The sequence below is a fragment of the uncultured Ruegeria sp. genome (assembly GCF_947504215.1).
GTDB lineage: Bacteria > Pseudomonadota > Alphaproteobacteria > Rhodobacterales > Rhodobacteraceae > Ruegeria.
Map to the genome: position 1 here is coordinate 258,346 of NZ_CANNGO010000005.1, position 22,271 is coordinate 280,616.

Below are 22,271 nucleotides of genomic sequence, written 5' to 3' on the forward strand. Positions count from 1 at the left end.
ATCCTATGTTCAGAGCATTCCGGCGGCCCTGACCGCCTGAACCGACGCGCGCGCCTCCATGGCGTCGCGAAAGGCGACGATCTTTGGGAAGTCGGCAACGTCTACACCGTCGCCTTCAAGCCAACTGCACACAATATAAAGATAGGCATCTGCAAGGCTGAACCGGTCGCCCAACACGAAAGGGCCTCGCAGACCATTTGATACAATGTAGTCGCAGGATGCGGTCATCGTCTCGGCCACTTTGGCAGTCATGTCGTCCCAGCTGGATTTCTTGTCCGCCCAGCGGTGCCCCCGCAACTTGTGAGCGTGGTTCACATGCATTGTGGTCGCAAGGTAATACATCACTTCGCGCATTCGGCCCGCCATAACGGGTCCATCGGGCACCAGTCCGGCCTCTGGGGCTTGGGCCGCGACATATTCCAGTAATGCTCCGGTTTCGGTCAGAATCCCGCCATCCACCGCCAGCGCCGGAACCCGGCCTTTGGGATTGATTTGTTGATAGGCCGGTTTGGTTTGTTCACCTGCGGCGAAGTCCAAACGGATCGCTTCATACTCCAACCCGGATTCTTCTAGAGCGATGGCAACAGCGACCGAAATGGTCCGTGGGGCATAATAAAGCTGCATCGCGTGTTCTCCGTTGCGATCGTATTATAAGTGCGTTTGGGCAAACTGCCGGTCTGGTGCTTCCAGGTGCGGAACAGCATTGAACAGAACTGGGCTAAGTTGTGGGCCAATCGGGTGCAGACGATGCATCGACGTGTTCATGATGGCAAGAGCGACGCGCGCCATCGATGAAACGTCCAAACCCATGACCTGTCGCACCACCATCGAGATCAGACCACCCGAGGTCACGACGATTGCAGGGCCCCCTTCGGTTCCGATGTCATGCAGCGCGCCGGACACGCGGGATTCGAATTCGGAAAAAGTTTCCGGCGTATCGCTGATTTGGCCACTGGCCCATGCGGCGAAGGTTTTTGGCAGATGTTCCACAAACCCTTCGCGATCCGTTGGAACGACCTCACCATGCTGTTCTTCGAACAGTTTCGCGATGTTGAAATACTCGATCTCATTCAGTCGAGGATCCTGAATTGGATCTGACAGCCCCATGCTGGCTGCGGTTTCGATATGCCGAATAAGCGTACCGCAGTAAACGCGCGGGTGATGCGCGCGCGTGTCGCGCAAATGCGCTCCCAGCCATCGCGCTTGCTGATGGCCAAGCTCACTTAGCTTGTCATAGTTCTTTTCATCACTTGCGGCGGTATTGGCCTGGCCGTGACGAACCAGTGTGATGTGCGACATGGCGGTCCCTCTTGGCCGAAGTCTTAGGGCAGGATCCGTGCAGGGACCAGAGGGGTTTGCCAGCCACGCACTAAAAACACCGTGCAATTCATGCGATCGGCTTGCACGACGACGCGCCGGGCGTATGTTTGGGCCATCGTGGGAGCGGAGCAGTACATGGCCATTGACGAAAATCGGTTTCTGGCTGACCTGCACGCGCTGCGAGAGTTCGGTGCTGCGGGCGTCGGTAAGGGTGTGACACGACCCGCCTATTCACAGGCAGATATTGCTGCGCGCCGTTGGCTGGCCACGCGCATGCAAGAGGCTGGACTGCAACCGCATTTCGATCCGGTCGGCAATCTGTTTGGTCTTGCCCAGGAACCATCCCTTTTGATGGGATCGCATTCAGACAGTCAGCCAGAAGGCGGCTGGTTGGACGGTGCGCTGGGGGTGATTGCGGCCCTTGAAGTGGCGCGCGCCTCAGACCGGCCCATTTCGGTCGTGAGCTTCCAGGACGAAGAAGGTCGGTTTGGTGTCACAACCGGATCAGCAATCTGGTCCGGAGGGTTGAACTTGTCACAGGCGGACAGTCTGACCGATCACGCAGGCGTAACCCTTGGGGCCGCACGTGCGTCCATGCGGGATTTGGCGCGGGGTTTTGTCGATCCCGGTCAGTTCACCGGGTTCATCGAAATGCATATCGAACAGGGCCCGTCGCTGGATGAAAGCGGAGATCTGATCGGCGTTGTGACGGATATTGTGGGCATCCGGGACATGGTGATCAGCTTCGAAGGTCAACAGAACCATGCCGGAACCACTCCGATGCACCTGCGCCGCGATGCGTTTCAGGCTTTGTCGCTGTTCAACGCGGAAATCAACACGCGGTTCCGGAACGTTGTAACGCCACAAACGGTTTGGACGATCGGGCATGTGGAGGTGCATCCCAATGCATCCTCAATCGTTCCGGGCCGCGCCCGGTTTTCGATGCAGTGGCGCGATAGTGATCCAGACCGTCTGCTGCGAATGGAGGAGATCATTCGAAAGACCGCGCAGGACATTGCCGATCGCTTGGAAATGGGTTTAGCCTTTGGCCCGATGTTGGGGCTGGAGCCGGTCTCGATGGACAGGGCATTGCAGGCGAAACTGGAAGTTGGAGCACAGCGTGTTGCACCCGGAAAGTGGCGGAGTATGCCGTCGGGTGCGTTGCATGACGCGACCAACATCGCAAAGCTGATGCCAGCGGCGATGTTGTTCGTACCTTCGATCAAGGGAATCAGTCACGATTTTGCCGAGGATACTTTGGAAAAAGACCTGATTGCAGGCCTTCATGCGCTGGTTATTGCCGTTAACGGGTGACCGAGCAGCAAGATCGCGTCATTTAACCATTTGATGTATTTGTGAATATTCTAGAAACGCCTGAAAGTCACCTGCAAAGCTCATGCGATCACATCGCTTGCGGTTGGTTGTTGCCGAATGGAAAAAAGTTTCCTATAGGAGACAAAACGCGGTGTATCACCGTATACAGTTCGTCATTTGATCAAGCATCGGGGCAGTCATGATGGCCAGTGAATGGATACGGCAAAGACCAATATCAGGGTGTTTCTCCGATGTCTTTTTGGACCGGTGCCACGTGTTTGGGCGCAAGATCATTCGACGCAACTGCCCCAAAAACAAGCATTGAAAAACCGGCCATGTTCTTCGACCATAACGCCACCCGATCTCATGCCGCGACAAGAGAAGGAGACTCACAATGACTGACCCAAAACGCACTCCGCTTTATGATCTGCATGTTGAGTTGGGTGGTAAGATGGTCGATTTTGCCGGGTGGGAGATGCCCGTTCAGTATCCTCTGGGGATTATGGGCGAACACAAGCAGTGCCGCGAAAGGGCAGCGGTGTTTGACGTGAGCCATATGGGCCAAGTGATCCTGCGTGGCGAGAATGTGGGGGAGAAGCTGGAAGCTTTGTGCCCGCAGGCTTATGCGACGCTGAAGGAAGGCAAGGCGCGGTATGGGTTTTTCACCAATGCGGACGGCGGGATCATGGATGACCTGATCGTGTCGAACGCGGGCGATCACTACTTTGTGGTGGTGAACGCGGCGCTGCGTCATCAGGACATTCCGCATATGCAGGCCAATCTGGACGGCGTCGAAGTGATTGAAATCTTCGACCGCGCGCTGGTGGCGGTTCAGGGTCCTGCCGCAGAAAACGTTGTGGGCGAGCTGTGTCCGGCGGCGCGGGATCTGAAGTTCATGGAAACCACCGTGGCCGATATCAACGGCGTCGAATGCCGCATCTCGCGGTTGGGCTATACCGGCGAGGACGGGTACGAGATCTCGATCCCCGAAGAAAAGGCCGTGGAGGTGACCCGCGCCTTTCTGGCGCATGAAGATTGTGAAGCTGCCGGTCTCGGCGCGCGAGACAGCCTGAGGCTGGAGGCAGGTCTTTGCCTATATGGCAACGACATTGACCAGAGCACCTCACCGATCGAGGCATCTTTAGGCTGGGCGATCCAGAAGCGCCGCAAGGAAGAAGGCGGTTTCCCGGGCGCGGACCGGGTGCAAAAGGAACTGGCCGATGGGGCCTCGCGCAAGCTGGTCGGCATCAGGCCAGAAGGCCGCGCACCGGCGCGCCACGGCGTGGAGATCCAATCTTCCCAAGGAAACACGATTGGTCAGATCACGTCGGGCGGGTTCGGCCCCACAGTTGGTGGCCCGGTGGCGATGGGCTATGTCGCAGCCGGACATGGTGAGCCGGGTGAGGTGGTGAACCTAATCATTCGGGGCAAGCCACAACCGGCGCAGATCGTGGCGCTGCCCTTTGTCATACAGAATTACAAGCGTTGAAGTCAGGAGAGAGACAACATGGCAACCTATTATTCCGATGAGCATGAATGGCTGACCGTCGAAGGCGACACGGCCACGCTGGGGATCACCAAACACGCGGCCGAGCAATTGGGCGATGTGGTGTTCGTGGAACAGCAGGAAGCAGGTGACGAGTTTGAGAAAGGCGGCGAGATCGGTGTGATCGAATCCGTCAAGGCAGCCTCCGAGCTGTACGCGCCGGTTGATGGCGAGATCGTCGAGGTGAACGAGGCGCTGGTCGACAACCCCGGTTCGCTGAACGACGATCCCGAAGGTGAAGCCTGGATCTACAAGATCAAGATTGCGGATGCATCGCAGTTGGAAGATCTGATGGATCTGGACGGCTACAAAGCCCTGATCGGCTGATCCTTGGTTGGGTCCCCGCGCGGGCCCACCGCTTCATCTTTTTCCAAATACTCCCGCCGGAGGCTCCTGCCAGAGCGGCTTGGAGAGACATTGCTTGAGGAGCGCACAAATGGCCTTCAAACTCACTGACTACGAAGCCTATGACTTCGCCAACCGACGCCATATCGGACCAAGCCCGACCGAGATGCGCGATATGCTCAAGGTGATCGGCTTCAAGACACTGGACCAGCTGATCGACGCCACGGTTCCGCCTGCGATCCGGCAGAAAGAACCCTTGGACTGGGGTCCGGCGATGACGGAACGCGATGCGCTGTTCTACATGAAAGAGGTAGCGAGCAAGAACAAGGTTCTGACCTCGCTGATCGGTCAGGGCTATTACGGCACCACCACACCGGCGCCGATCCTGCGCAACATCCTGGAAAACCCGGCCTGGTACACCGCCTACACCCCCTATCAGCCCGAGATCAGCCAGGGCCGTCTTGAGGCGCTGCTGAACTTCCAGACCATGGTCAGCGACCTGACCGGGCTGGACGTGGCCAACGCGTCCTTGCTGGACGAAGCCACTGCTGCGGCGGAAGCGATGGCGATGGCCAAGCGCGGCGGGCGGTCCAAGGCCAATAATGCGGCCTTCTTCGTGGACAAGAACTGCCACCCGCAGACCATTGCGGTGATCAAGACCCGGGCTGAGCCTCTGGGCATCGACGTGCAGGTCGCCGATCCAGACACGCTGGATGCAGGGTCGGTGTTTGGTGCGATCTTCCAGTATCCCGGCACCCATGGCCATGTGCGCGACTTCACCTCGGAAATCGCCGCGTTGCATGAGCACAAGGCGATTGCCATTGTTGCCGCCGACATCCTGTCGCTGGCGCTGCTGAAATCCCCCGGTGAGATGGGCGCGGATATCGCCATCGGCTCGACCCAGCGCTTTGGCGTGCCGATGGGCTATGGCGGGCCGCACGCCGCCTATATGGCGACCACCGACAAGCTGAAACGCTCGATGCCGGGCCGGATCATCGGCGTCAGCATCGACAGCCGGGGCAACAAGGCCTACCGCCTGTCGCTGCAAACCCGCGAGCAGCATATCCGCCGCGAAAAAGCCAACTCCAACGTCTGCACCGCGCAGGCGCTGCTGGCCGTCATCGCCTCAATGTATGCCGTGTACCATGGCCCCGATGGCATCAAGGCCATCGCGCAATCGGTGCACCGCAAGACCTCGCGCCTGGCCGCAGGCCTGGAAGAGGCAGGCTTTGCCGTGGAACCAGAAGTGTTCTTCGACACCATCACGGTTGAGGTCGGCCACCTGCAGAACGTGGTGATGGAGGCCGCCGTGGCGCGCGGCGTCAACCTGCGCAAGGTTGGTGAGACGAAAGTGGGCATCAGCCTGGACGAACAGACCCGCCCCGAGACCATCGAGGCGGTCTGGGGCGCCTTCGGCATCGACCGCACCGATGACAGCTCAAACAAGCAATACCGTCTGCCGGACTATGCCCTGCGTGAAAGCGCGTATCTGACTCACCCGATCTTCCACAAGAACCGGGCCGAGGCCGAGATCACGCGCTATATGCGCCGTCTGGCCGACCGCGATCTGGCGCTGGATCGGGCGATGATCCCGCTGGGGTCGTGCACTATGAAGCTGAACGCCACGATCGAGATGATCCCGGTCACCTGGCCCGAGTTCGGCAACCTGCACCCGTTCTGCCCTGAAGATCAGGCGCAGGGCTACATGCAGATGATCGACGATCTGAACGACAAGCTGTGCCAGATCACCGGCTATGACGCGATCTCCCAGCAGCCCAATTCGGGCGCGCAGGGGGAATATGCGGGGCTGCTGACTATCCGCAACTACCACTTCGCCCGCGGCGAAGGGCAGCGCAATGTCTGCCTGATCCCAACCTCGGCGCATGGAACCAACCCGGCCTCGGCCCAGATGGTGGGATGGCAGGTTGTGCCTGTGCAGGCCGATGAGAACGGCAATATCGATCTGAATGACTTCCGTGCCAAAGCGGAAAAGCACAGCGACCATCTGGCTGGCTGCATGATCACTTACCCCTCGACCCATGGCGTGTTCGAGACCACCGTGCAGGAGGTCTGCCAGATCACCCATGACCATGGGGGTCAGGTCTATATCGATGGCGCCAACATGAACGCGATGGTCGGCCTGTCGCGTCCCGGTGACATTGGCGGTGACGTCAGCCACCTGAACCTGCACAAGACGTTCTGCATACCGCATGGCGGCGGCGGCCCCGGCATGGGGCCGATCGGCGTCAAGGCGCACCTGACCGAGCATCTGCCGGGCCACCCGGAATACGGCACCGCAGTGGGTCCGGTCTCTGCGGCGCCCTTTGGCTCACCGTCGATCCTGCCGGTCAGCTGGGCTTATGTGTTGCTGATGGGTGGCGCGGGTCTGACGCAGGCCACTAAGGTGGCGATCCTGAACGCCAACTACATCGCGGCACGCCTGCAGGATGCCTACCCTATCCTCTACACCTCGGAAACGGGCCGCGTGGCGCATGAATGCATCCTCGACACCCGCCCGCTGGACGAGGCCGCGCATGTGACCGTGGATGACGTGGCCAAGCGTCTGGTCGATTCAGGTTTCCATGCCCCGACGATGAGCTGGCCGGTTGCCGGCACCTTGATGGTCGAGCCCACGGAATCGGAACCCAAGGACGAGTTGGACCGCTTCTGCGACGCCATGCTCTCGATCCGGGCCGAGGCGCAAGACATCATAGACGGCAAGATCGACGCGGAAAACAACCCGCTGAAGAACGCCCCCCACACGGTGCGCGATCTGGTTGGTGATTGGGATCGCCCCTATACCCGTGAGCAGGCTTGCTTCCCTCCGGGTTCGATGGGCGTCGACAAGTATTGGTCGCCGGTCAACCGCGTCGACAACGCATATGGCGATCGAAACCTCGTCTGCACGTGCCCGCCGATGTCGGAATACGAAGAAGCCGCCGAGTGAAAAAGAAAACCCCCGCCAGCGCTGGCGGGGGTTTTCTTAGGGTATAAACCCGGCGGGTACGCCAAACGGCAACGTGTCTACGCTGGTTCCGGTTAACGCATTCAGGAAGGCGACGAGATTGTCGATTTCCGCATCTGACAAGTCGACTGGGGCAATGTCGATCCTGTTGCGTTGGCGTTCCATTTCGAAACGATCATCCCAAACCACAAAATCTGCCTTTTGCAGCCACGGCACCTGTGGCAAAGCAGCCATTGCACGCTCCCATCGTGACAGGCTGCTTTCAGGGTTCAGATGGTGGCGGATCATGCTTTCCAGATCGGGAAACGCCCCGTTGTGACCATAGGGCGCCGTCAGCGCAACGTTGCGCAGCATTGGGGTGCGGAACCGATAGGCGTCTTCCAATCGGTTGCTTTCGCCCATGCGTCCCACATCCCGGACAAAAGGATCCCACTGTCGGGTCCTGCCCGGCCCGAAGGGCGGCAGACCCAAAGCGTGAAACTTTTGGTCAGACATCAACGGACCGGAATGGCAGGTTGCGCATCGCGCTTTGCCATAGAACAGGTCCATTCCGTTCTTTTGTGTGGCAGAAAGCGCGGCGGTGTCCCCGGCCAAGTATTGGTCGAACGGGCTGTCTGTGCTGCGCCACTCTATTGCCATGAAGGCCGCAAGCGCATTTGCGATTTGGGTTATTGTTATGTCTTTGGCCGTTTCAACGTCGTCGAACGCGTTGACCATGGCTGACCCATATCTCGGATCTGTACGGACACGTTTGGCAAGGATGGGCCAGCCCTTGTCGATCCGGTCATGTACCGCTCCGGTGACCTGATTTTCGGCCACATTCCCGGCCATTTCGAACTGCGCGGTTAACGGGAACAGCGCTTGTGCGGCCAGTAACGAGTTTAATCCCTCGGGCAGCCATTCCTGCGCCGGAGAATTGAAGCCGTTGCCATAGATATCGGATTTGCTGAGACGTCCATCGTGAAACAGCGTGTGTATGTCTTTGGCCCCAAGGTTCCACAAGCCGGGTGCGTTGCGTGGGATACGCTTGCGAATTCTATCCGCCCCGGTTCCGGGCGTGCGGTCCGGCCCCAGCCCAACGCCACCTTCCCCGATGCCCAAGGACAGCCCGTCAGACGTACCAAAATCCGGATGGTGGCAATGGGCACAGGTAATGTTCCGATTGCCCGACAGGATCGGATCGTAAAAGAGTTGATGACCGATGGCGGCCTGTTCCATATCAAAGGGCAGGAAATCATCATCGGTCAGCGGACGCGGCAAATCCTGTGCCCCAGCAGCGCCAGCCCACAGGAGTACAGCACCCATATGCGCCAGTTTGTAATTGCCCTTTGCCTGATTGCTACACCGGCGCTGGCCGAACTGGAACAAGCCCGCGATCTGATGGAGGCCGGAGAATTCGAGGCTGCCCGCGAAGAACTGTTGCCAGCCGCGCGGTCCGGCAATGCCGAGGCCGAGGAACTGATTGGCGTGATGTACGGGTTGGGCCTTGGGGTCGAACAGGACTATCAGCGGGCGTTTGATTGGTATCTGCGCGCCTCGATGAAGGGGCATCCGGGGGCGCAGTCTGGGGTGGGGTGGTATTATGAGTTGGGTCTTGGCATGCCCGCGCCTGATCTGGTGCGCGCTTATATGTGGTACACGCTCAGCGCGATTGGTGGTGATCCCGATGCCGCGATCAGCCTGGAAGAAGTGGTCAAGAAAATGACGCCGGAGCAGATCGAAAAGGCTCATGTCCTGGTGAACGATTACAAAGTGTGGATGTATCCGTTTCGGTAGATGGGCCGGGCTGAAAAAACCCGGCCCATATCGCTTAGTTCAGGTCCGCGTCGCGTGACGCATTGATATCCGCCTCAGCCGCTGCCACGGCATCTGTCAGCGCAGTGAAGACCTGATCGCCACGGGTTACGTTGGTTTGGAACCACTCGTAAACCGGAGTTGCAGCCTCTTTGAACGCGGCCTTTTGCTCGGGTGTGGGCACATAGAGGTCACCGCCACCGGCGACGAAATCCTCATAAGCCTGAATCGACTTGCGTTTGGGCGAAGCAAAGGTCGCCTGCTGCAAAGCATAGAACCCGTCGACAACCACACGACGCATGTCTTCAGGCATTTCCTGAAACTTGGCGTTGTTCATCCACCACAGCGCGCCCATGTAGGCGTGTCCGTCCAGAGTGACATATTGCAAACCCGCATCCGGGAATTTCATACCCATGATATCGGTGATGCCGTTCTTGGATCCCTCAACCACGCCTGTCTGAAAGCTGGTGAACAGTTCCGGCCACGGGATCGGGGTAGGCGAGGCACCCAGTGCCTTGACCAGCTCTTGCGGCAAGTCTGCGACCACGGTGCGGATTTTCAACCCTTCCATATCGGCGGGCTCGGCCACGCGGCGTTGAGTGTTGGCAAAGTTGCGCCAGCCGCCGGTATTGCCGATGGTCATCAGGCGGATCGCGCCGCCAGAATCCTCAAGCGCCATGTCGCGCACCTGGCGGGTGAAATCACCGGACAGAACATGCTCGGCCACGCGGTCATCCGCCATCAGGTAGGGCAGATCCAGAACCTGCACGTAGGGGAAGATGCCTGATGCACCGCCTGAGGTCGAAATGTAGATATCGATGGTGCCATCGGCGACACCCTGTAGGCATTCGGCGCCGTTGGAACACAGCTGCGTACCGATGAACAACTCAACCTCAATTGCTCCGTTGGATGCGTTCTCGACGAAGTTCTTGAAGACGATCAGGCCGTCATAGTCTTCGTCGTTTTCATTCGAGTTGGCCGTGGCGCGCAGCGTGTAGTCGGCCGCTGTGGCTGCGATGGCGGATGCTGCCACCAGCGATGTGGCCACCGCTGCGGTTTTGATGAATCTTCTGAGCATGCGTTTCCTCCCTGTGATACTCAGTTAGTTTGCAAATCCCGTTATTCTCGGGATCGTCATTGATAGTGCCGGGATATAGGTGATCAGGAAGATCACTATGATTTCGACTGCCAGGAACGGCAGGATGGCCTTGGCGATGGTCTCAACCCGTTCACGCGAGACTGCTGCGGCCACAAACAGGACCAGCCCCATCGGTGGCGTGGCCAGACCGACGGTCAGGTTGACGCTCATGATGATGGCGAAATGGATTGGGTCGACGCCGAGGCTGGTGAAGATCGGACCCAGGATCGGGCCAAGGATGATGATCGCTGGCCCAGCGTCCAGAAACATACCGACAACAAATAGCAGCAGGTTGATCAGGAACAAAAGGATCAGCGGGTTTTCCGACAGGCTGAGGATCAGCGACGCCAGTTGTTCCGGCGCGTGGCTGAGGCTGACCACGGTCTTGAACGCCATTGCGGCGCCAACCAGCAGCAAGACAACCGCCGAGGTCATACCAGCGTTGCTGAGAACCTCGGGCACTTCTTTCCACGACAACGTGCGCAAAACAAAAAATCCGATGAGGAAGGCATAGCCCACGGCGACCGCCGCCGCCTCGGTCGGGGTAAAGATACCGCCGAGGATTCCCCCCAGAATGATGACGGGCGTCAGCAAAGGGAAGAATGCCTTGAGGCTGGCTTGCCTGCGTTCGCCCCAGGTGTATTTTCGGCTGGCAACCGGGAAGTCGTAGCGATCTGCCATGAGTTTGATCATCAGCATCAGGCCTACGCCAACCATAACCCCGGGCACGATCCCGGCCAGAAACAGCGCCGCGACGCTTTCGCCCATGACATATGCGTAGATGATCATGATGCCCGAGGGCGGGATGATCGGACCAATGACCGAACTGGCTGCGGTAATGGCAGCGGCGAATTTGCGAGTATAGCCCTGTTTCTCCATCGCCGGGATCAGCATGGATCCCAGGGCCGAGGTGTCGGCTACTGCAGAACCCGAAAGGCCCGCAAACAGGATCGAGCTGAGAACGTTTACATGCGCCAGACCGCCGCGCAAATGACCCATCAGGGCCTGACTGAATTCGACAAGGCGGATGGTTATGCCACCTCGGTTCATCAATTCTCCGGCCAGCATGAAGAACGGGATCGCCATCAAGGGGAAACTGTCCATGCCATTGTAGACATTGCGGTAGAGCAGGGTGATGTCGTTGGTCTGACCGTTCAGCCACAGCAGAATGCCGGGCGCGGCCAACAGTGCGAAGAACACGGGCAAGCCGATCAACAGGAAGATCAGGAAAGTGGGCAGGAACCATATCAACATTTATTCAGCCCCCACTGCTGCATCAGGAATTTCTGGCAATAGGTGACCGCCGCCCAACATGGTGATGAATGACCGGAGGATCAGTTCGATGTTGACTGAAATAAGCAGAACGATCCCCACAAGTAACGAGGCCATCATCCAACTGCGGGGAATGCGGTACCATTCGTCAAACCCGAAGGATGTTGGAAGGTAAAGCGCAGCGGTAGCGAACTTGCCGCCAAAGCCCGTCACCTCGGACCAGCCGATTGTGACCGCGACCAGCAAAACCGCCAATGAGACCAGAAGGAGAAAAATGTTCAGTGTTTGTCCGACAACGCGCGGCAGGAACCGTTGCAGCATGTCGATGGCGACGAAACCACCGCGTCGGAATGCGGTCGGAGCCATCAGACCGGTCATCCATAACATGCAGAACCGCGCTGCCTCATCCGGCCAGGGCAGGGCGTTGCCCAGAACATACCGGAAGAACACCTGAATTAGGATCGCGATCACCATCAATGCAATCGCAACGACACCAACCGCGCGGCCCAGACGCAGCGCGGCTTCGTTCACGAATGCAATCGGCGCCAGCACCGATGCCAGTCCGCCCATGCGGTTCCTCCCTATGTCAGCTGCGGGTCTTTCCGCAGCGGTCTTCTCGCGCTTATTGGTGCGCGAATTGGCCGAGTTTCCCGGCATAAAAGGTCAGCGCGTCTCCATCCGCCATGCTGGCCTTCAAAACTTTACCCACGACAATAACGTGATCACCTGCGTTGTGATACGCATGTTGTTCGCATTCGAACCGCGCCAGACAATCCGGCAGCAGCGGAGTCCCGTTTTCACAGCGCTCATGTTCGATATCCCGCAGGGCATGGGCGTTCTTGGAACACCCAAAGCACAGCTCGGCCTGTTCGGCTGACAAAACGTGAACGCTGAAGTGGCGCGCCTTCTGAAAATAGGGGAAGCGGCGAGAGTTTCGGTCGCCAGCCCACATCACCAAAGGCGGATCCAGTGACAGGGACGAAAAGCTGTTGGCTGTGATGCAGATCGGCCCGTCCTCGCTGTGGCAGGTCACGATCGTCACCCCGGTGGCAAAACGGCCAAAAGCATCCCTAAGGGTTCGGGTGTCGTCTTTATGCGGGACGAATGTACGGCTCATGTCCTTTGAGATTGCGTTCATCATGGTACCTCATGTCCCAGCGCCGCCTCATAAAGGCGATACCAGGTTTCGCGATCCAGATTGACTTTCATGGCGTCGGAAATCCGTTTGATACGGTCCAGATTGTTGGTGCCTAGCACCGGAAGGATACCTGCCGGATGAGCCAGCAGGAATGCAACCGCAACAGCAGCACGGTCGACACCGAACTCCTCGGCAATTTCGTCAGCAACCAATCCGACCGGGGGATTCCCGGCCATCAGCATCCCGCCACCCAAGGGGGACCACGCCATCACAGCGTGGCCGTGCTGCTGGTGAAACGCCAAATCGCCATTGGTGAACGGACCAATCTCGCCCAGAGAAATTTCGATCTGATTGGTGACCAGCTGCGTTTTCATGGCCGATTGCAACAGCTGCCAATCCCACGGACGGAAGTTGGATACACCAACGGCCCCCACTTTGCCGCTGGCGACCACCTCATCCAGCACCGCACCAGTCTCGTGGTGATCCATGAACGGATCGGGGCGGTGAATCAGCAGTAGATCGATGTGATCAATAGCCATTTCCTGCAGTGAAATTTCGACGGACTTCAGGATGTGCGCACGCGACGTGTCATAGTATTTGGCCTTGGCATCGGCATACCGGCCGCAGGGCGCAACGATGTCACATTTGGTGACAATCTCCATCTTTTGACGCAGGCCGGGATTGGCGCGCAGGGCATTGCCCAGAACGGCTTCGGCGCCATAGTCGCCATAGATATCCGCCTGATCGAAGGTGGTGATGCCCTGATCCAGGCAAGCTTGGACCTTGGCCTCGACATGACCAGCCGAGGTGTCGCTGTCATCGCCCAGCCGCCACATGCCGTAAACCAGACGGCTCAATTTCAGCGTTTCAGATAGTTTGACACGTTGCATCAACGACGCACTCCGTTGCCCAGCGGCGTCGCTGGGATGTTGTTGGGAACCCGTCCGTAAGCTTCGGGAAGGGAGCAGGTTTTTAGGTTGGGCATCACGCGGGTGCCGAAATGGCGTGCTTCGTCCATGTGTGGATAGCCCGAGAAGATGAAGGCGCGGATGCCCATCTTCTGGTATTCTTCAATCTTGGACATGACCTGATCGGTCGAGCCGACCAATGCTGCACCGCAACCCGACCGGGCGCGGCCAACGCCTGTCCAAAGGCCCGGCTCGACATACCCATATTCATCGGCCAGATCGCGGTTTTTGGATTGATGTGCGACGCCCAGAGATGTGGAGTCCAAGGCGCGCTCTCGTATGGCGCGGCCATATTCATCGTCCAGCTTGGACACGATGTAGTCGGCGTATTCCTGTGCCTCAGCCTCGGTATCGCGGACAATCATGTGAACCCGTAGACCATAATCCAGTGTGCGACCGCATTCGTCGGCGACTGCATGAACGGCTTTCATCCGTTCGGCCAACTGGTCCTTTGTTTCCGGCCACATCAGGTAGACGTCACAATGTTCGCCGCACAACTGCAAGGCGGATGGGGAATAGCCACCGAAATACAGCAGCGGGCCGCCGGTTTGATACGGTTTTGCGGGATCAGTGGTCAGACCGCCGAAATTGTAGACCTCGCCCGCATAGTTGATCTCATCATGTGTCCAAGCCTGTTTCAGGATCTCGACCACTTCGCGCGAGCGTTGGTAGCGATAGGCGCTGTCAGCTTTTTCGCCGGGAAAATCGGATGAGATGATGTTGACGGTTAACCGTCCCTTCAACATGTGATCAAGCGTGGCGATGGTTCGGGCCAGCATAATGGGCTGCATCTCGCCGCAGCGCACCGCAGCCAGCATGTTGATCTTTTCGGTGATCGGTGCGCAGCCCGCGACAAAGCTGAGCGTGTCCTGACCGACTTGATATGAAGATGGGCACAGGATGTTGCGAAACCCCTGCGCCTCGGCTTCTTTCACGATGCTGGAACAATGATCCCAGCTGGATCGCAGGTCACCATCCGGCACGCCAAGAAACTGATAATCATCCGAGCAAAGCGCTGCAAACCACGAAACCTCAGCCGCATCCAGATCGGGTGACGTGATGGGGACAATTGTCATCTGTTGCGCGCTCCGCATTGATTTTGCTTTTTCTCTTGCGTAGCAATCACATTGATGTAGATCAATAGTGTATCAATTTTTCCTGCGACCGAATGAAGCGTCTGCTGTGACACCAACCAGCCGAAATCCAAATGCCCTGCCGATGTATATTCAAATCTCGGAACTGCTGATCCGGGATATTGCGGCTGGTCGCCTGATCGACGGAGAGCGCCTGCCCCCGGAAAGGGACATGGCGGCTGAGCTTCAGGTTTCGGTCGGGACTTTGCGAAAATCGCTCGCAGAGCTTGAGAAAAAGGGGATGTTGGAGCGTATTCAGGGCTCGGGCAATTACGTGCGCGAGACCGGAACGCAGAACAGCGTCTATGCGATGTTCCGACTAGAGCTGCCGGAAGGCGGCGGTTTGCCACGCGCCGATATCCTGTCGGTTGATCAATTGGAAAAGCCAGACGATCTGCCGGAATTCGGAAAATCCAACATCGGGTCACGCGTGCGCAGAATGCGGTATCTGAATGACACAATTATCGCTGTCGAGGAAATCTGGCTGGACGAATCAGTGGGTCTAATCGACCAGAACCTGCTGTCGGACTCGCTTTATCGCTACTACCAGCAGCAATTGGGGTTCTGGATATCGCGCGCGGAAGATCGGGTTTCGGTCGGATTGATGCCGCACTGGACGCCACTTGGGTTCACCAAGCCGATCGGAGAAACGGTTGGATATATCGAGCGGTTTAGTTGGTCGGAAAAACCCGACCCAGTCGAGTTTTCAAAAACATGGTTCGATGCGGATCGGGCCACTTATGTACAACGCCTGAAGTAAGAAGAATGAGGAAATACGCATGACCCGGACGATCAATTACGGGCTGATTGGATGCGGCATGATGGGGCAAGAGCACCTGCACAATATTGCCCTGCTGGACGGCACCCGCGTGTCGGCGATTTTCGAACCTGATGCGGGTATGGCAAAGATCGCGCAGGACATTGCACCGGACGCGACGATCGTGTCTTCGGTTCAGGCGTTGCTGGCGGTTGACGATCTGGATTGTCTGGTGATCGCCAGCCCAAATCACTTGCATGCTGATCAACTTGACGAAATCGCCCAGACACGCCCGCTACCGTTGCTGGTCGAAAAGCCCTTGTTCACCGATCCCAACGATACCGCCCGGTTGGAGGTGATCCGGCAAAGCTATCCCCACCCAATCTGGGTTGCGATGGAGTACCGGTACATGCCCCCGATCGCGGAACTGATCTCGCAGGCTCGGGCGGTCAGCGGCGGTGCGAAAATGTTGTCGATCCGGGAACACCGCTTTCCTTTTCTTGAAAAGGTCGGGCACTGGAACCGATTTAACCGTAACACCGGCGGAACCTTTGTCGAGAAATGCTGCCATTTCTTCGACCTGATGCGGTTGATCCTGCAATCTGATCCGGTGCGGATCACTGCGAGCGGGGGACAAGCGGTCAATCATCTGGACGAAACCTATGAAGGGGAAACACCGGACGTCCTGGATCACGGTTATGTGCTGGTTGATTTTGCGTCCGGTGCACGGGCGATGCTGGAATTATGCATGTTTGCCGAGGGTTCTCGTTACCAAGAAGAAATCTCGGCCATTGGCCCAGATGCCAAGATCGAAGCCTTAGTGCCCGGGCCGGGTCGCTTCTGGCCTGAACATCTGGGTGCACCGCCGGTGCCGCAGGTGATTGTCAGTCCGCGTGATCCGAAAGGTCCGGTTGTCAAAGATATTCCGGTCGATCCACGTTTGCTTGCAGCGGGGGACCACAACGGATCCACCTTTTATCAGCATCAGGGATTCCTGGAGTTGGTGCGCGGAGATCGCGCCGAACCGGATGTGTCAATGCGCGATGGGCTGTGGGCGGTTCAGATGGGATTGGCGGCTCAGCAGGCTTTGATCACCGGCGAAGCTGTTCACCTGACGGGTTGAGCGCCGGCGGCAAGCTCTAAACTGGCCAAGGAATTGCGCCTATCGGAAACGCGCGTTCCCAATGCCCACATTTTTCGGTGTCGTTTTTGACCTTCAAAGGGTCTTTTCCGCTTGCGCGGCTGTTTCAGGGAAAATACGTCTGGCGGCGGGACACCCCTCCCCAACGAGGGGCGTGTATCTGGAAGGATAATACACATGAGCACTGAACAACCGGCGACGCGGCCGGCCAATCCGCGTTTTTCTTCTGGCCCCTGTGCCAAACCCCCCACATTTGACCTGACCAAACTGGCCGATGCCGCGTTGGGCCGTTCGCACCGTGCCGCTGTTGGCAAGGACAAGCTGAAAGCGGCCATCGAAGGCACGCGTGACGTTTTGGGCATCCCGGCAGATTACAAGATCGGCATTGTTCCCGCATCGGACACCGGTGCGGTCGAAATGGCGCTGTGGTCGCTGTTGGGCGAGCGCAAGGTCGAGATGCTGGCGTGGGAAAGCTTTGGGTCCGGCTGGGTCACGGATGTGATCAAGCAGCTGAAAATCGATGCCGAGGTCAAAACGGCAGATTATGGCCAGCTCGTTGACCTAGCTTCGATCGATTTCTCCAATGACGTTGTCTTTACCTGGAACGGCACCACCTCGGGCGTGCGGGTTCCAAACGGCGATTGGATCGCGGATGACCGTCAGGGTCTGACGATCTGCGACGCGACTTCCGCGGCATTCGCGATGGATCTGCCTTGGGACAAGCTGGATGTGACCACGTTTAGCTGGCAAAAGGTTCTGGGTGGCGAAGCGGCGCACGGAATGCTGATCCTGAGCCCCCGTGCGGTGGAGCGGCTGGAAAGCTACACCCCCGCATGGCCCCTGCCCAAGATTTTTCGCCTGACCAAAGGCGGTAAACTGATCGACGGCATCTTTACCGGAGCCACAATCAACACGCCTTCGATGCTGGCGGTTGAGGATTACCTGTTCGCGCTGGACTGGGCGCGCTCGGTCGGCGGGTTGCAGGGGCTGATCGCCCGCGCGGATGCCAATGCCGGTGCGGTGCATGCGTTTTGCGCGCAGAATGATTGGATCGCCAATCTGGCTGAAGATGAGGCAACACAGTCGAACACATCTGTTTGCCTGAAATTCACCGACGCCCGTATTAAGGACGGTGCGAGTTTCGCTAAGGCCGTGGCCAAACGGCTTGAGGCTGAAAACATCGCGCTGGACATCGGTGCCTATCGCGACGCGCCTGCCGGTCTTCGCATCTGGTGCGGCGGCACGGTCGAAACATCGGATATCGAAGCGATGTTGCCCTGGCTGGCCTGGGCCTTTGAGGCTGAACTCGCGGAGCAGGCCGAAGCTGCCTGAGCATTTCCAATTTTCACCGGGCCGTAACTGGCCCGGCTCTCCACATATTCAAGGACCACAGACATGGCCCCTAAAGTACTCGTATCCGACAAACTCAGCGAAACCGCTGTTCAGATATTCCGTGACCGCGGGATCGACGTGGATTTCATGCCCGATCTGGGCAAGGACAAAGACAAGCTGGCCGAGGTAATTGGCCAATATGACGGCCTTGCGATCCGGTCGGCCACCAAGGTTACGCCGACTATTCTGGACAAGGCAGACAAGCTGAAGGTCATCGGTCGTGCCGGGATTGGCACGGACAATGTCGACAAGGACGCAGCCTCGAAAAAAGGCGTGATCGTGATGAACACGCCGTTTGGTAATATGATCACGACCGCCGAACACGCGATTGCGATGATGTTCGCCGTGGCGCGGCAAATCCCCGAGGCGAGTACCTCGACCCACGCGGGCAAGTGGGAGAAGTCCAAGTTCATGGGGATCGAGCTGACCAATAAAACGCTCGGTGTAATCGGCGCGGGCAATATCGGTGGAATTGTTTGTGAGCGTGCCTTGGGTCTGCGGATGAAAGTGGTCGCCTATGATCCCTATCTGGGTGAAGAAAAAGCCGCCAAAATGGGCGTTGAGAAAGTCGAGCTGGATGAGCTGCTTGCACGCGCTGATTTCATCACTCTGCACGTGCCGCTGACCGACCAAACCCGCAACATTCTGAGCCGCGAGAATCTGGCCAAGACGAAACCCGGCGTGCGTATTGTCAATTGTGCCCGTGGCGGTTTGGTCGATGAAGAAGCGCTGGCCGAGATGCTAAAGTCTGGTCATGTCGCAGGCGCCGCCTTTGACGTGTTCAAAGAGGAACCGGCAAAAGACAACCCGCTGTTCAACCTGCCCAACGTGGTCTGCACCCCTCATCTGGGCGCGGCGACCACCGAAGCTCAGGAAAACGTAGCGCTGCAAGTGGCCGAGCAGATCTCGAACTACCTGCTGACCGGCGCGGTAGAAAACGCGCTGAACATGCCCAGCGTTACGGCAGAAGAGGCCAAGGTCATGGGGCCATGGATCAAACTGGCCGGACATCTGGGCAGCTTTATTGGCCAGATGACGGACGAGCCGATCAAAGCCATTAACATCCTCTATGATGGTGTGGCGGCCGACATGAACCTCGCCGCTCTGAACTGTTCTGTAGTCGCGGGGATTATGAAAAAGTTCAATCCTGAGGTGAACATGGTGTCGGCTCCGGTCGTCGCCAAAGAGCGTGGGATCAAAATCTCAACCACCAATCAGGACAAGTCGGGCGCCTTCGAAGGCTACATCAAAGTCACGGTCGTCACAGACAAGCGCGAACGCTCAATCGGTGGAACTGTGTTCAGCGATGGCAAGCCGCGGTTTATTCAGATCAAAGGGATCAACATCGACGCTGAAGTTGGCGCCCACATGCTGTACACCACGAACGAAGATGTCCCGGGCATTATTGGCACGCTGGGTCAAACTATGGGTGAGCATGGGGTCAACATCGCGAACTTTACTCTGGGCCGGTCTGAGGCCGGGGGTGAGGCGATTGCGCTGCTCTATGTTGATGAGCTGGTTCCAGCAGAAGCGCGCGCCAAACTGGCTGAGACCGGCCTCTTCACGCAGATCAAGCCGCTGGAATTTGACGTTGTCTGAGCTGCGGCGCTGAATTTGTGACCCAATCGATGCCCGCGCTGAATAATGCGCGGGCATTGGCTTTTTTTAGCGGCCTGATTACGGCAAAAGACCCGTAACCAATTCGAAGAGGCGCCGGTTTGACAACTCCTATCTATGCCGTTGGTGACATCCACGGGCAGCTGGGCATGCTGCAAAACGCGCTGTCCCGGATTGAGGCGGATGGTGGTCCAGATGCACGCGTCGTTTTTCTGGGGGACTACGTGGATCGCGGCCCTAATAGCCGTGAGGTGTTGGACCTGCTGATCGAGGGGCAACAGGCGGGGCGAAACTGGGTCGTGGTGAAGGGTAATCACGACCGGATGATGGCCCGGTTTGTGCAAGAATGTGAGATTGCGGACAAGCAGCTGCCGATCGCCTTGAACTGGCTGAACCCGCGTCTGGGTGGTCGTGAAACGCTTGCGTCTTACGGCGTCGAAGTCACGGACAATGATCGCATCTATCAGGTCCATGAACGCGCCTGCGCTGCTGTGCCGCCCGCGCATCTGGACTTTATCAATGCCTTGCCGAACTATCATCAGGAGGGTGAGCTGCTATTTGTCCACGCCGGTATCCGGCCCGGTATCCCTCTGCCGCAACAATCCGAAGATGATCTGGTCTGGATCCGGCAGGAGTTCTTGATGGAGGCCGGTCCGCACCCCTGGCTGATCGTGCATGGCCATACACCCGTGGATGCGGCAGAGCATTTCGGGAACCGGATCAATCTGGATGCAGGCGCAGGCTATGGCCGGCCGCTGGCCACTGCGGTGTTCGAAGGCCGCCAGTGTTGGTTACTGACGGAATGCGGGCGAACGCTGTTAACTCCTAGCCCTTTGTAAAAAGGCCGCGGTAGTAGTCGCGCAGCACGTTTTTCTGAACCTTGCCCATGGTGTTGCGGGGTAACTTGTCCAGCATGATCAGTTTGCGCGGATGTTTGAACCGGGCCAGTTCTGTTTGAATGGTGGCCAGAATGGCTTCTGCGTCAGGTGATTGGCCGGGTTCCGCGACAAGAATGCCCAGAACAGTCTCGCCAAAGTCTGGATGCGGTACGCCGATGACGGCGCTTTCCAAAACACCGGGCTGGTCGTCCAGCACCAGCTCGATCTCTTTGGGATAGATGTTGTACCCGCCCGAGATGATCAGGTCCTTGCCGCGCCCAACAATGTGCACATAGCCATCCGGATCCACGCGGCCCAAATCACCGGTGATGAAGAACCCATCCTCGCGTAGTTCGGCGGCGGTCTTCTCGGGCATTTGCCAATAGCCGTCGAACACGTTGGGACCGCGCACTTCGATGATTCCAATCTCGCCCTGCGGCAGGTTTTCGCCCGTGTCGGGGTCGGTGACCTTCAGTTCTACACCCGGCAGAGGAAACCCGACCGTCCCGGCACGGCGTTCGCCGTCATACGGGTTGGAGGTGTTCATGTTGGTCTCGGTCATGCCATAGCGTTCCAGGATGCGGTGACCGGTGCGCGCCTGAAACCGTTCGTGGGTTTCCGCCAGCAAGGGGGCCGAGCCTGAAATGAACAGCCGCATATGTCGCGTCAGATCACCGGTGAACCGATCATCATCCAGTAGGCGCGTGTAGAAGGTCGGAACTCCCATCATGGATGTCGCCTTGGGCATCAGCCTCAGGATGTCATCCAGATCGAATTTCGGCAGAAAGATCATCGACCCGCCCGAAGCCAAGATGACATTTGTCGCCACAAACAGCCCGTGAGTGTGAAAGATCGGCAACGCGTGTAGCAGGACGTCTTCAGGTGTGAACCGCCATTCACGTACCAGTGTTTCCGCGTTGGACAACAGGTTGGCTTGCGTCAGCATTGCGCCCTTGGAGCGTCCTGTGGTGCCGGATGTGTAAAGGAAAGCGGCCAGGTCACTTTCGGACCTTTTGACCGGTTCAAAGGCAGGTAGCATTCCCAACGCGCGACGCATCAGGCTGCCGGTGCCATCTGCGTTCAACGTGACCAACTGCGCATTTTGTGCCTGCGCGATGGGCCTAAGCCCGGCTTCGTTGGCCTGATCGCAGACAACCAGAGACGCTTCGCTATTTTCGATAAAGTAGCTCAGCTCAGCGGTCGTGTAGGCAGTGTTCAAAGGCAGAAAGATTAAACCCGTCTGAGCGCAAGCCGCATAAAGCGCCAGTGCTTCGGGGGATTTTTCCACCTGAATGGCCACGCGGTCGCCGGGCTCCAACTCCAGTCCAGTCAGCGCGTTGGCAATTCGAGAGGACATGTCGAGGAATTCGGTGTGGGTGACGACTCGACCATCTGGCAGATGCAGGAATGGCGTGGTCTTGCCAGCGTGGCGCCCGAACAAGCGATCATACAGCGGGTTACCCATCCCAATTCTCCTTTAGTCCTAACCCTGCTGAACCTGTCTTGGATTTGCTGGACGGTAAAGCCCTGAAATCGATGAAAACCGGGCGTTT

General features: G+C 58.1%; 20 protein-coding genes. 10 read left to right on the top strand and 10 right to left on the bottom strand.

Annotated elements, in window-relative coordinates; genetic code table 11:
* Positions 1-9 precede the first annotated feature (9 nt).
* Together Q1B21_RS11940 and Q1B21_RS11945 are read right to left on the bottom strand one after the other, a co-directional pair.
* Complete coding sequence (locus Q1B21_RS11940; RefSeq protein ID WP_299889615.1) at positions 10-624, bottom strand: glutathione S-transferase family protein; 615 nt, start codon at positions 622-624, stop codon at positions 10-12.
* Between the two features lie 24 nt (positions 625-648).
* A complete protein-coding gene (locus tag Q1B21_RS11945) occupies positions 649-1,299 on the bottom strand; it encodes a histidine phosphatase family protein (RefSeq protein WP_299889616.1) in 651 nt (216 codons plus the stop codon).
* 156 nt (positions 1,300-1,455) lie between these two features.
* On the opposite strand from Q1B21_RS11945, the gene Q1B21_RS11950 reads away from it, so the two are divergent.
* The 4 genes from Q1B21_RS11950 to gcvP all read left to right on the top strand — a co-directional run bounded on the left by Q1B21_RS11950 (position 1,456) and on the right by gcvP (position 7,472).
* Positions 1,456-2,634 (top strand): Zn-dependent hydrolase, encoded by a 1,179-nt coding sequence (locus Q1B21_RS11950; protein WP_299889618.1) that lies wholly within the window; start codon positions 1,456-1,458, stop codon positions 2,632-2,634.
* A 394-nt stretch (positions 2,635-3,028) separates the two neighbouring features.
* Positions 3,029-4,123, top strand: a complete 1,095-nt coding sequence (gene gcvT / locus Q1B21_RS11955; protein WP_299889620.1) for a glycine cleavage system aminomethyltransferase GcvT — start codon at positions 3,029-3,031, stop codon at positions 4,121-4,123.
* A gap of 18 nt (positions 4,124-4,141) precedes the next feature.
* Positions 4,142-4,507 carry a glycine cleavage system protein GcvH gene (gcvH, locus tag Q1B21_RS11960; RefSeq protein WP_299889622.1) on the top strand — a complete coding sequence of 122 codons (366 nt, stop codon included), beginning with the start codon at positions 4,142-4,144 and terminating at the stop codon, positions 4,505-4,507.
* Positions 4,508-4,616: 109 nt separating this feature from the next.
* Positions 4,617-7,472 carry an aminomethyl-transferring glycine dehydrogenase gene (gcvP, locus tag Q1B21_RS11965; RefSeq protein ID WP_299889723.1) on the top strand — a complete coding sequence of 952 codons (2,856 nt, stop codon included), beginning with the start codon at positions 4,617-4,619 and terminating at the stop codon, positions 7,470-7,472.
* A gap of 36 nt (positions 7,473-7,508) precedes the next feature.
* Here the strand turns inward: gcvP and Q1B21_RS11970 are convergent, their stop codons facing one another.
* A complete protein-coding gene (locus Q1B21_RS11970) occupies positions 7,509-8,795 on the bottom strand; it encodes a cytochrome c peroxidase (protein WP_299889624.1) in 1,287 nt (428 codons plus the stop codon).
* On the opposite strand from Q1B21_RS11970, the gene Q1B21_RS11975 reads away from it, so the two are divergent.
* Positions 8,796-9,266, top strand: a complete 471-nt coding sequence (locus tag Q1B21_RS11975; protein WP_298934490.1) for a tetratricopeptide repeat protein — start codon at positions 8,796-8,798, stop codon at positions 9,264-9,266.
* A gap of 34 nt (positions 9,267-9,300) precedes the next feature.
* Here Q1B21_RS11975 and dctP read toward each other — a convergent pair whose 3' ends face one another.
* From dctP to Q1B21_RS12005, 6 genes are read right to left on the bottom strand one after another with little or no spacing between them, the layout of a single operon-like run.
* Positions 9,301-10,362, bottom strand: coding sequence for a TRAP transporter substrate-binding protein DctP (gene dctP / locus Q1B21_RS11980; RefSeq protein WP_299889626.1), 1,062 nt, complete (start codon positions 10,360-10,362; stop codon positions 9,301-9,303).
* A 24-nt stretch (positions 10,363-10,386) separates the two neighbouring features.
* The gene (locus Q1B21_RS11985) at positions 10,387-11,676 is read right to left on the bottom strand and encodes a TRAP transporter large permease (protein ID WP_120634119.1); all 1,290 of its coding nucleotides are present in this window, start codon (positions 11,674-11,676) and stop codon (positions 10,387-10,389) included.
* Entirely contained in the window at positions 11,677-12,264 is a 588-nt protein-coding gene (locus Q1B21_RS11990) for a TRAP transporter small permease (RefSeq protein WP_299889629.1), read from the bottom strand.
* 52 nt (positions 12,265-12,316) lie between these two features.
* Positions 12,317-12,835, bottom strand: coding sequence for a flavin reductase family protein (locus Q1B21_RS11995; RefSeq protein ID WP_299889631.1), 519 nt, complete (start codon positions 12,833-12,835; stop codon positions 12,317-12,319).
* Positions 12,832-13,722 carry an aldo/keto reductase gene (locus Q1B21_RS12000; RefSeq protein WP_299889633.1) on the bottom strand — a complete coding sequence of 297 codons (891 nt, stop codon included), beginning with the start codon at positions 13,720-13,722 and terminating at the stop codon, positions 12,832-12,834. Before Q1B21_RS12000 ends, Q1B21_RS11995 begins: the two co-directional genes overlap by 4 nt.
* On the bottom strand, positions 13,722-14,876 hold the full coding sequence (locus tag Q1B21_RS12005; protein ID WP_299889635.1) for an LLM class flavin-dependent oxidoreductase: 1,155 nt from the start codon (positions 14,874-14,876) through the stop codon (positions 13,722-13,724). The genes Q1B21_RS12000 and Q1B21_RS12005 overlap by 1 nt, the downstream gene beginning before the upstream one ends.
* A gap of 106 nt (positions 14,877-14,982) precedes the next feature.
* On the opposite strand from Q1B21_RS12005, the gene Q1B21_RS12010 reads away from it, so the two are divergent.
* The 5 genes from Q1B21_RS12010 to Q1B21_RS12030 all read left to right on the top strand — a co-directional run bounded on the left by Q1B21_RS12010 (position 14,983) and on the right by Q1B21_RS12030 (position 20,679).
* Complete coding sequence (locus tag Q1B21_RS12010; protein ID WP_299889637.1) at positions 14,983-15,693, top strand: GntR family transcriptional regulator; 711 nt, start codon at positions 14,983-14,985, stop codon at positions 15,691-15,693.
* 19 nt (positions 15,694-15,712) lie between these two features.
* Positions 15,713-16,813 (top strand): Gfo/Idh/MocA family oxidoreductase, encoded by a 1,101-nt coding sequence (locus Q1B21_RS12015; protein WP_299078925.1) that lies wholly within the window; start codon positions 15,713-15,715, stop codon positions 16,811-16,813.
* 195 nt (positions 16,814-17,008) lie between these two features.
* Complete coding sequence (locus Q1B21_RS12020; protein WP_299889639.1) at positions 17,009-18,163, top strand: phosphoserine transaminase; 1,155 nt, start codon at positions 17,009-17,011, stop codon at positions 18,161-18,163.
* 63 nt (positions 18,164-18,226) lie between these two features.
* Entirely contained in the window at positions 18,227-19,822 is a 1,596-nt protein-coding gene (serA, locus tag Q1B21_RS12025) for a phosphoglycerate dehydrogenase (RefSeq protein WP_298934499.1), read from the top strand.
* 119 nt (positions 19,823-19,941) lie between these two features.
* Entirely contained in the window at positions 19,942-20,679 is a 738-nt protein-coding gene (locus tag Q1B21_RS12030) for a metallophosphoesterase family protein (RefSeq protein ID WP_299889641.1), read from the top strand.
* Here Q1B21_RS12030 and Q1B21_RS12035 read toward each other — a convergent pair.
* Positions 20,666-22,183: a malonyl-CoA synthase gene (locus Q1B21_RS12035; RefSeq protein WP_299889643.1), complete on the bottom strand. Its 1,518-nt coding sequence runs from the start codon at positions 22,181-22,183 to the stop codon at positions 20,666-20,668. The two genes, Q1B21_RS12030 and Q1B21_RS12035, sit on opposite strands and share 14 nt — an antisense overlap.
* Between the last annotated feature and the right edge of the window lie 88 nt (positions 22,184-22,271).

Excerpts from the sequence above, each read along its gene's own strand:
- Q1B21_RS11940 (WP_299889615.1), bottom strand. The coding sequence starts at position 624 with ATGCAGCTTTATTATGCCCCACGGACCATTTCGGTCGCTGTTGCCATC.
- Q1B21_RS11945 (WP_299889616.1), bottom strand. The coding sequence starts at position 1,299 with ATGTCGCACATCACACTGGTTCGTCACGGCCAGGCCAATACCGCCGCA.
- Q1B21_RS11950 (WP_299889618.1), top strand. The coding sequence starts at position 1,456 with ATGGCCATTGACGAAAATCGGTTTCTGGCTGACCTGCACGCGCTGCGA.
- gcvT (WP_299889620.1), top strand. The coding sequence starts at position 3,029 with ATGACTGACCCAAAACGCACTCCGCTTTATGATCTGCATGTTGAGTTG.
- gcvH (WP_299889622.1), top strand. The coding sequence starts at position 4,142 with ATGGCAACCTATTATTCCGATGAGCATGAATGGCTGACCGTCGAAGGC.
- gcvP (WP_299889723.1), top strand. The coding sequence starts at position 4,617 with ATGGCCTTCAAACTCACTGACTACGAAGCCTATGACTTCGCCAACCGA.
- Q1B21_RS11970 (WP_299889624.1), bottom strand. The coding sequence starts at position 8,795 with ATGGGTGCTGTACTCCTGTGGGCTGGCGCTGCTGGGGCACAGGATTTG.
- Q1B21_RS11975 (WP_298934490.1), top strand. The coding sequence starts at position 8,796 with ATGCGCCAGTTTGTAATTGCCCTTTGCCTGATTGCTACACCGGCGCTG.
- dctP (WP_299889626.1), bottom strand. The coding sequence starts at position 10,362 with ATGCTCAGAAGATTCATCAAAACCGCAGCGGTGGCCACATCGCTGGTG.
- Q1B21_RS11985 (WP_120634119.1), bottom strand. The coding sequence starts at position 11,676 with ATGTTGATATGGTTCCTGCCCACTTTCCTGATCTTCCTGTTGATCGGC.
- Q1B21_RS11990 (WP_299889629.1), bottom strand. The coding sequence starts at position 12,264 with ATGGGCGGACTGGCATCGGTGCTGGCGCCGATTGCATTCGTGAACGAA.
- Q1B21_RS11995 (WP_299889631.1), bottom strand. The coding sequence starts at position 12,835 with ATGATGAACGCAATCTCAAAGGACATGAGCCGTACATTCGTCCCGCAT.
- Q1B21_RS12000 (WP_299889633.1), bottom strand. The coding sequence starts at position 13,722 with ATGCAACGTGTCAAACTATCTGAAACGCTGAAATTGAGCCGTCTGGTT.
- Q1B21_RS12005 (WP_299889635.1), bottom strand. The coding sequence starts at position 14,876 with ATGACAATTGTCCCCATCACGTCACCCGATCTGGATGCGGCTGAGGTT.
- Q1B21_RS12015 (WP_299078925.1), top strand. The coding sequence starts at position 15,713 with ATGACCCGGACGATCAATTACGGGCTGATTGGATGCGGCATGATGGGG.
- Q1B21_RS12020 (WP_299889639.1), top strand. The coding sequence starts at position 17,009 with ATGAGCACTGAACAACCGGCGACGCGGCCGGCCAATCCGCGTTTTTCT.
- serA (WP_298934499.1), top strand. The coding sequence starts at position 18,227 with ATGGCCCCTAAAGTACTCGTATCCGACAAACTCAGCGAAACCGCTGTT.
- Q1B21_RS12035 (WP_299889643.1), bottom strand. The coding sequence starts at position 22,183 with ATGGGTAACCCGCTGTATGATCGCTTGTTCGGGCGCCACGCTGGCAAG.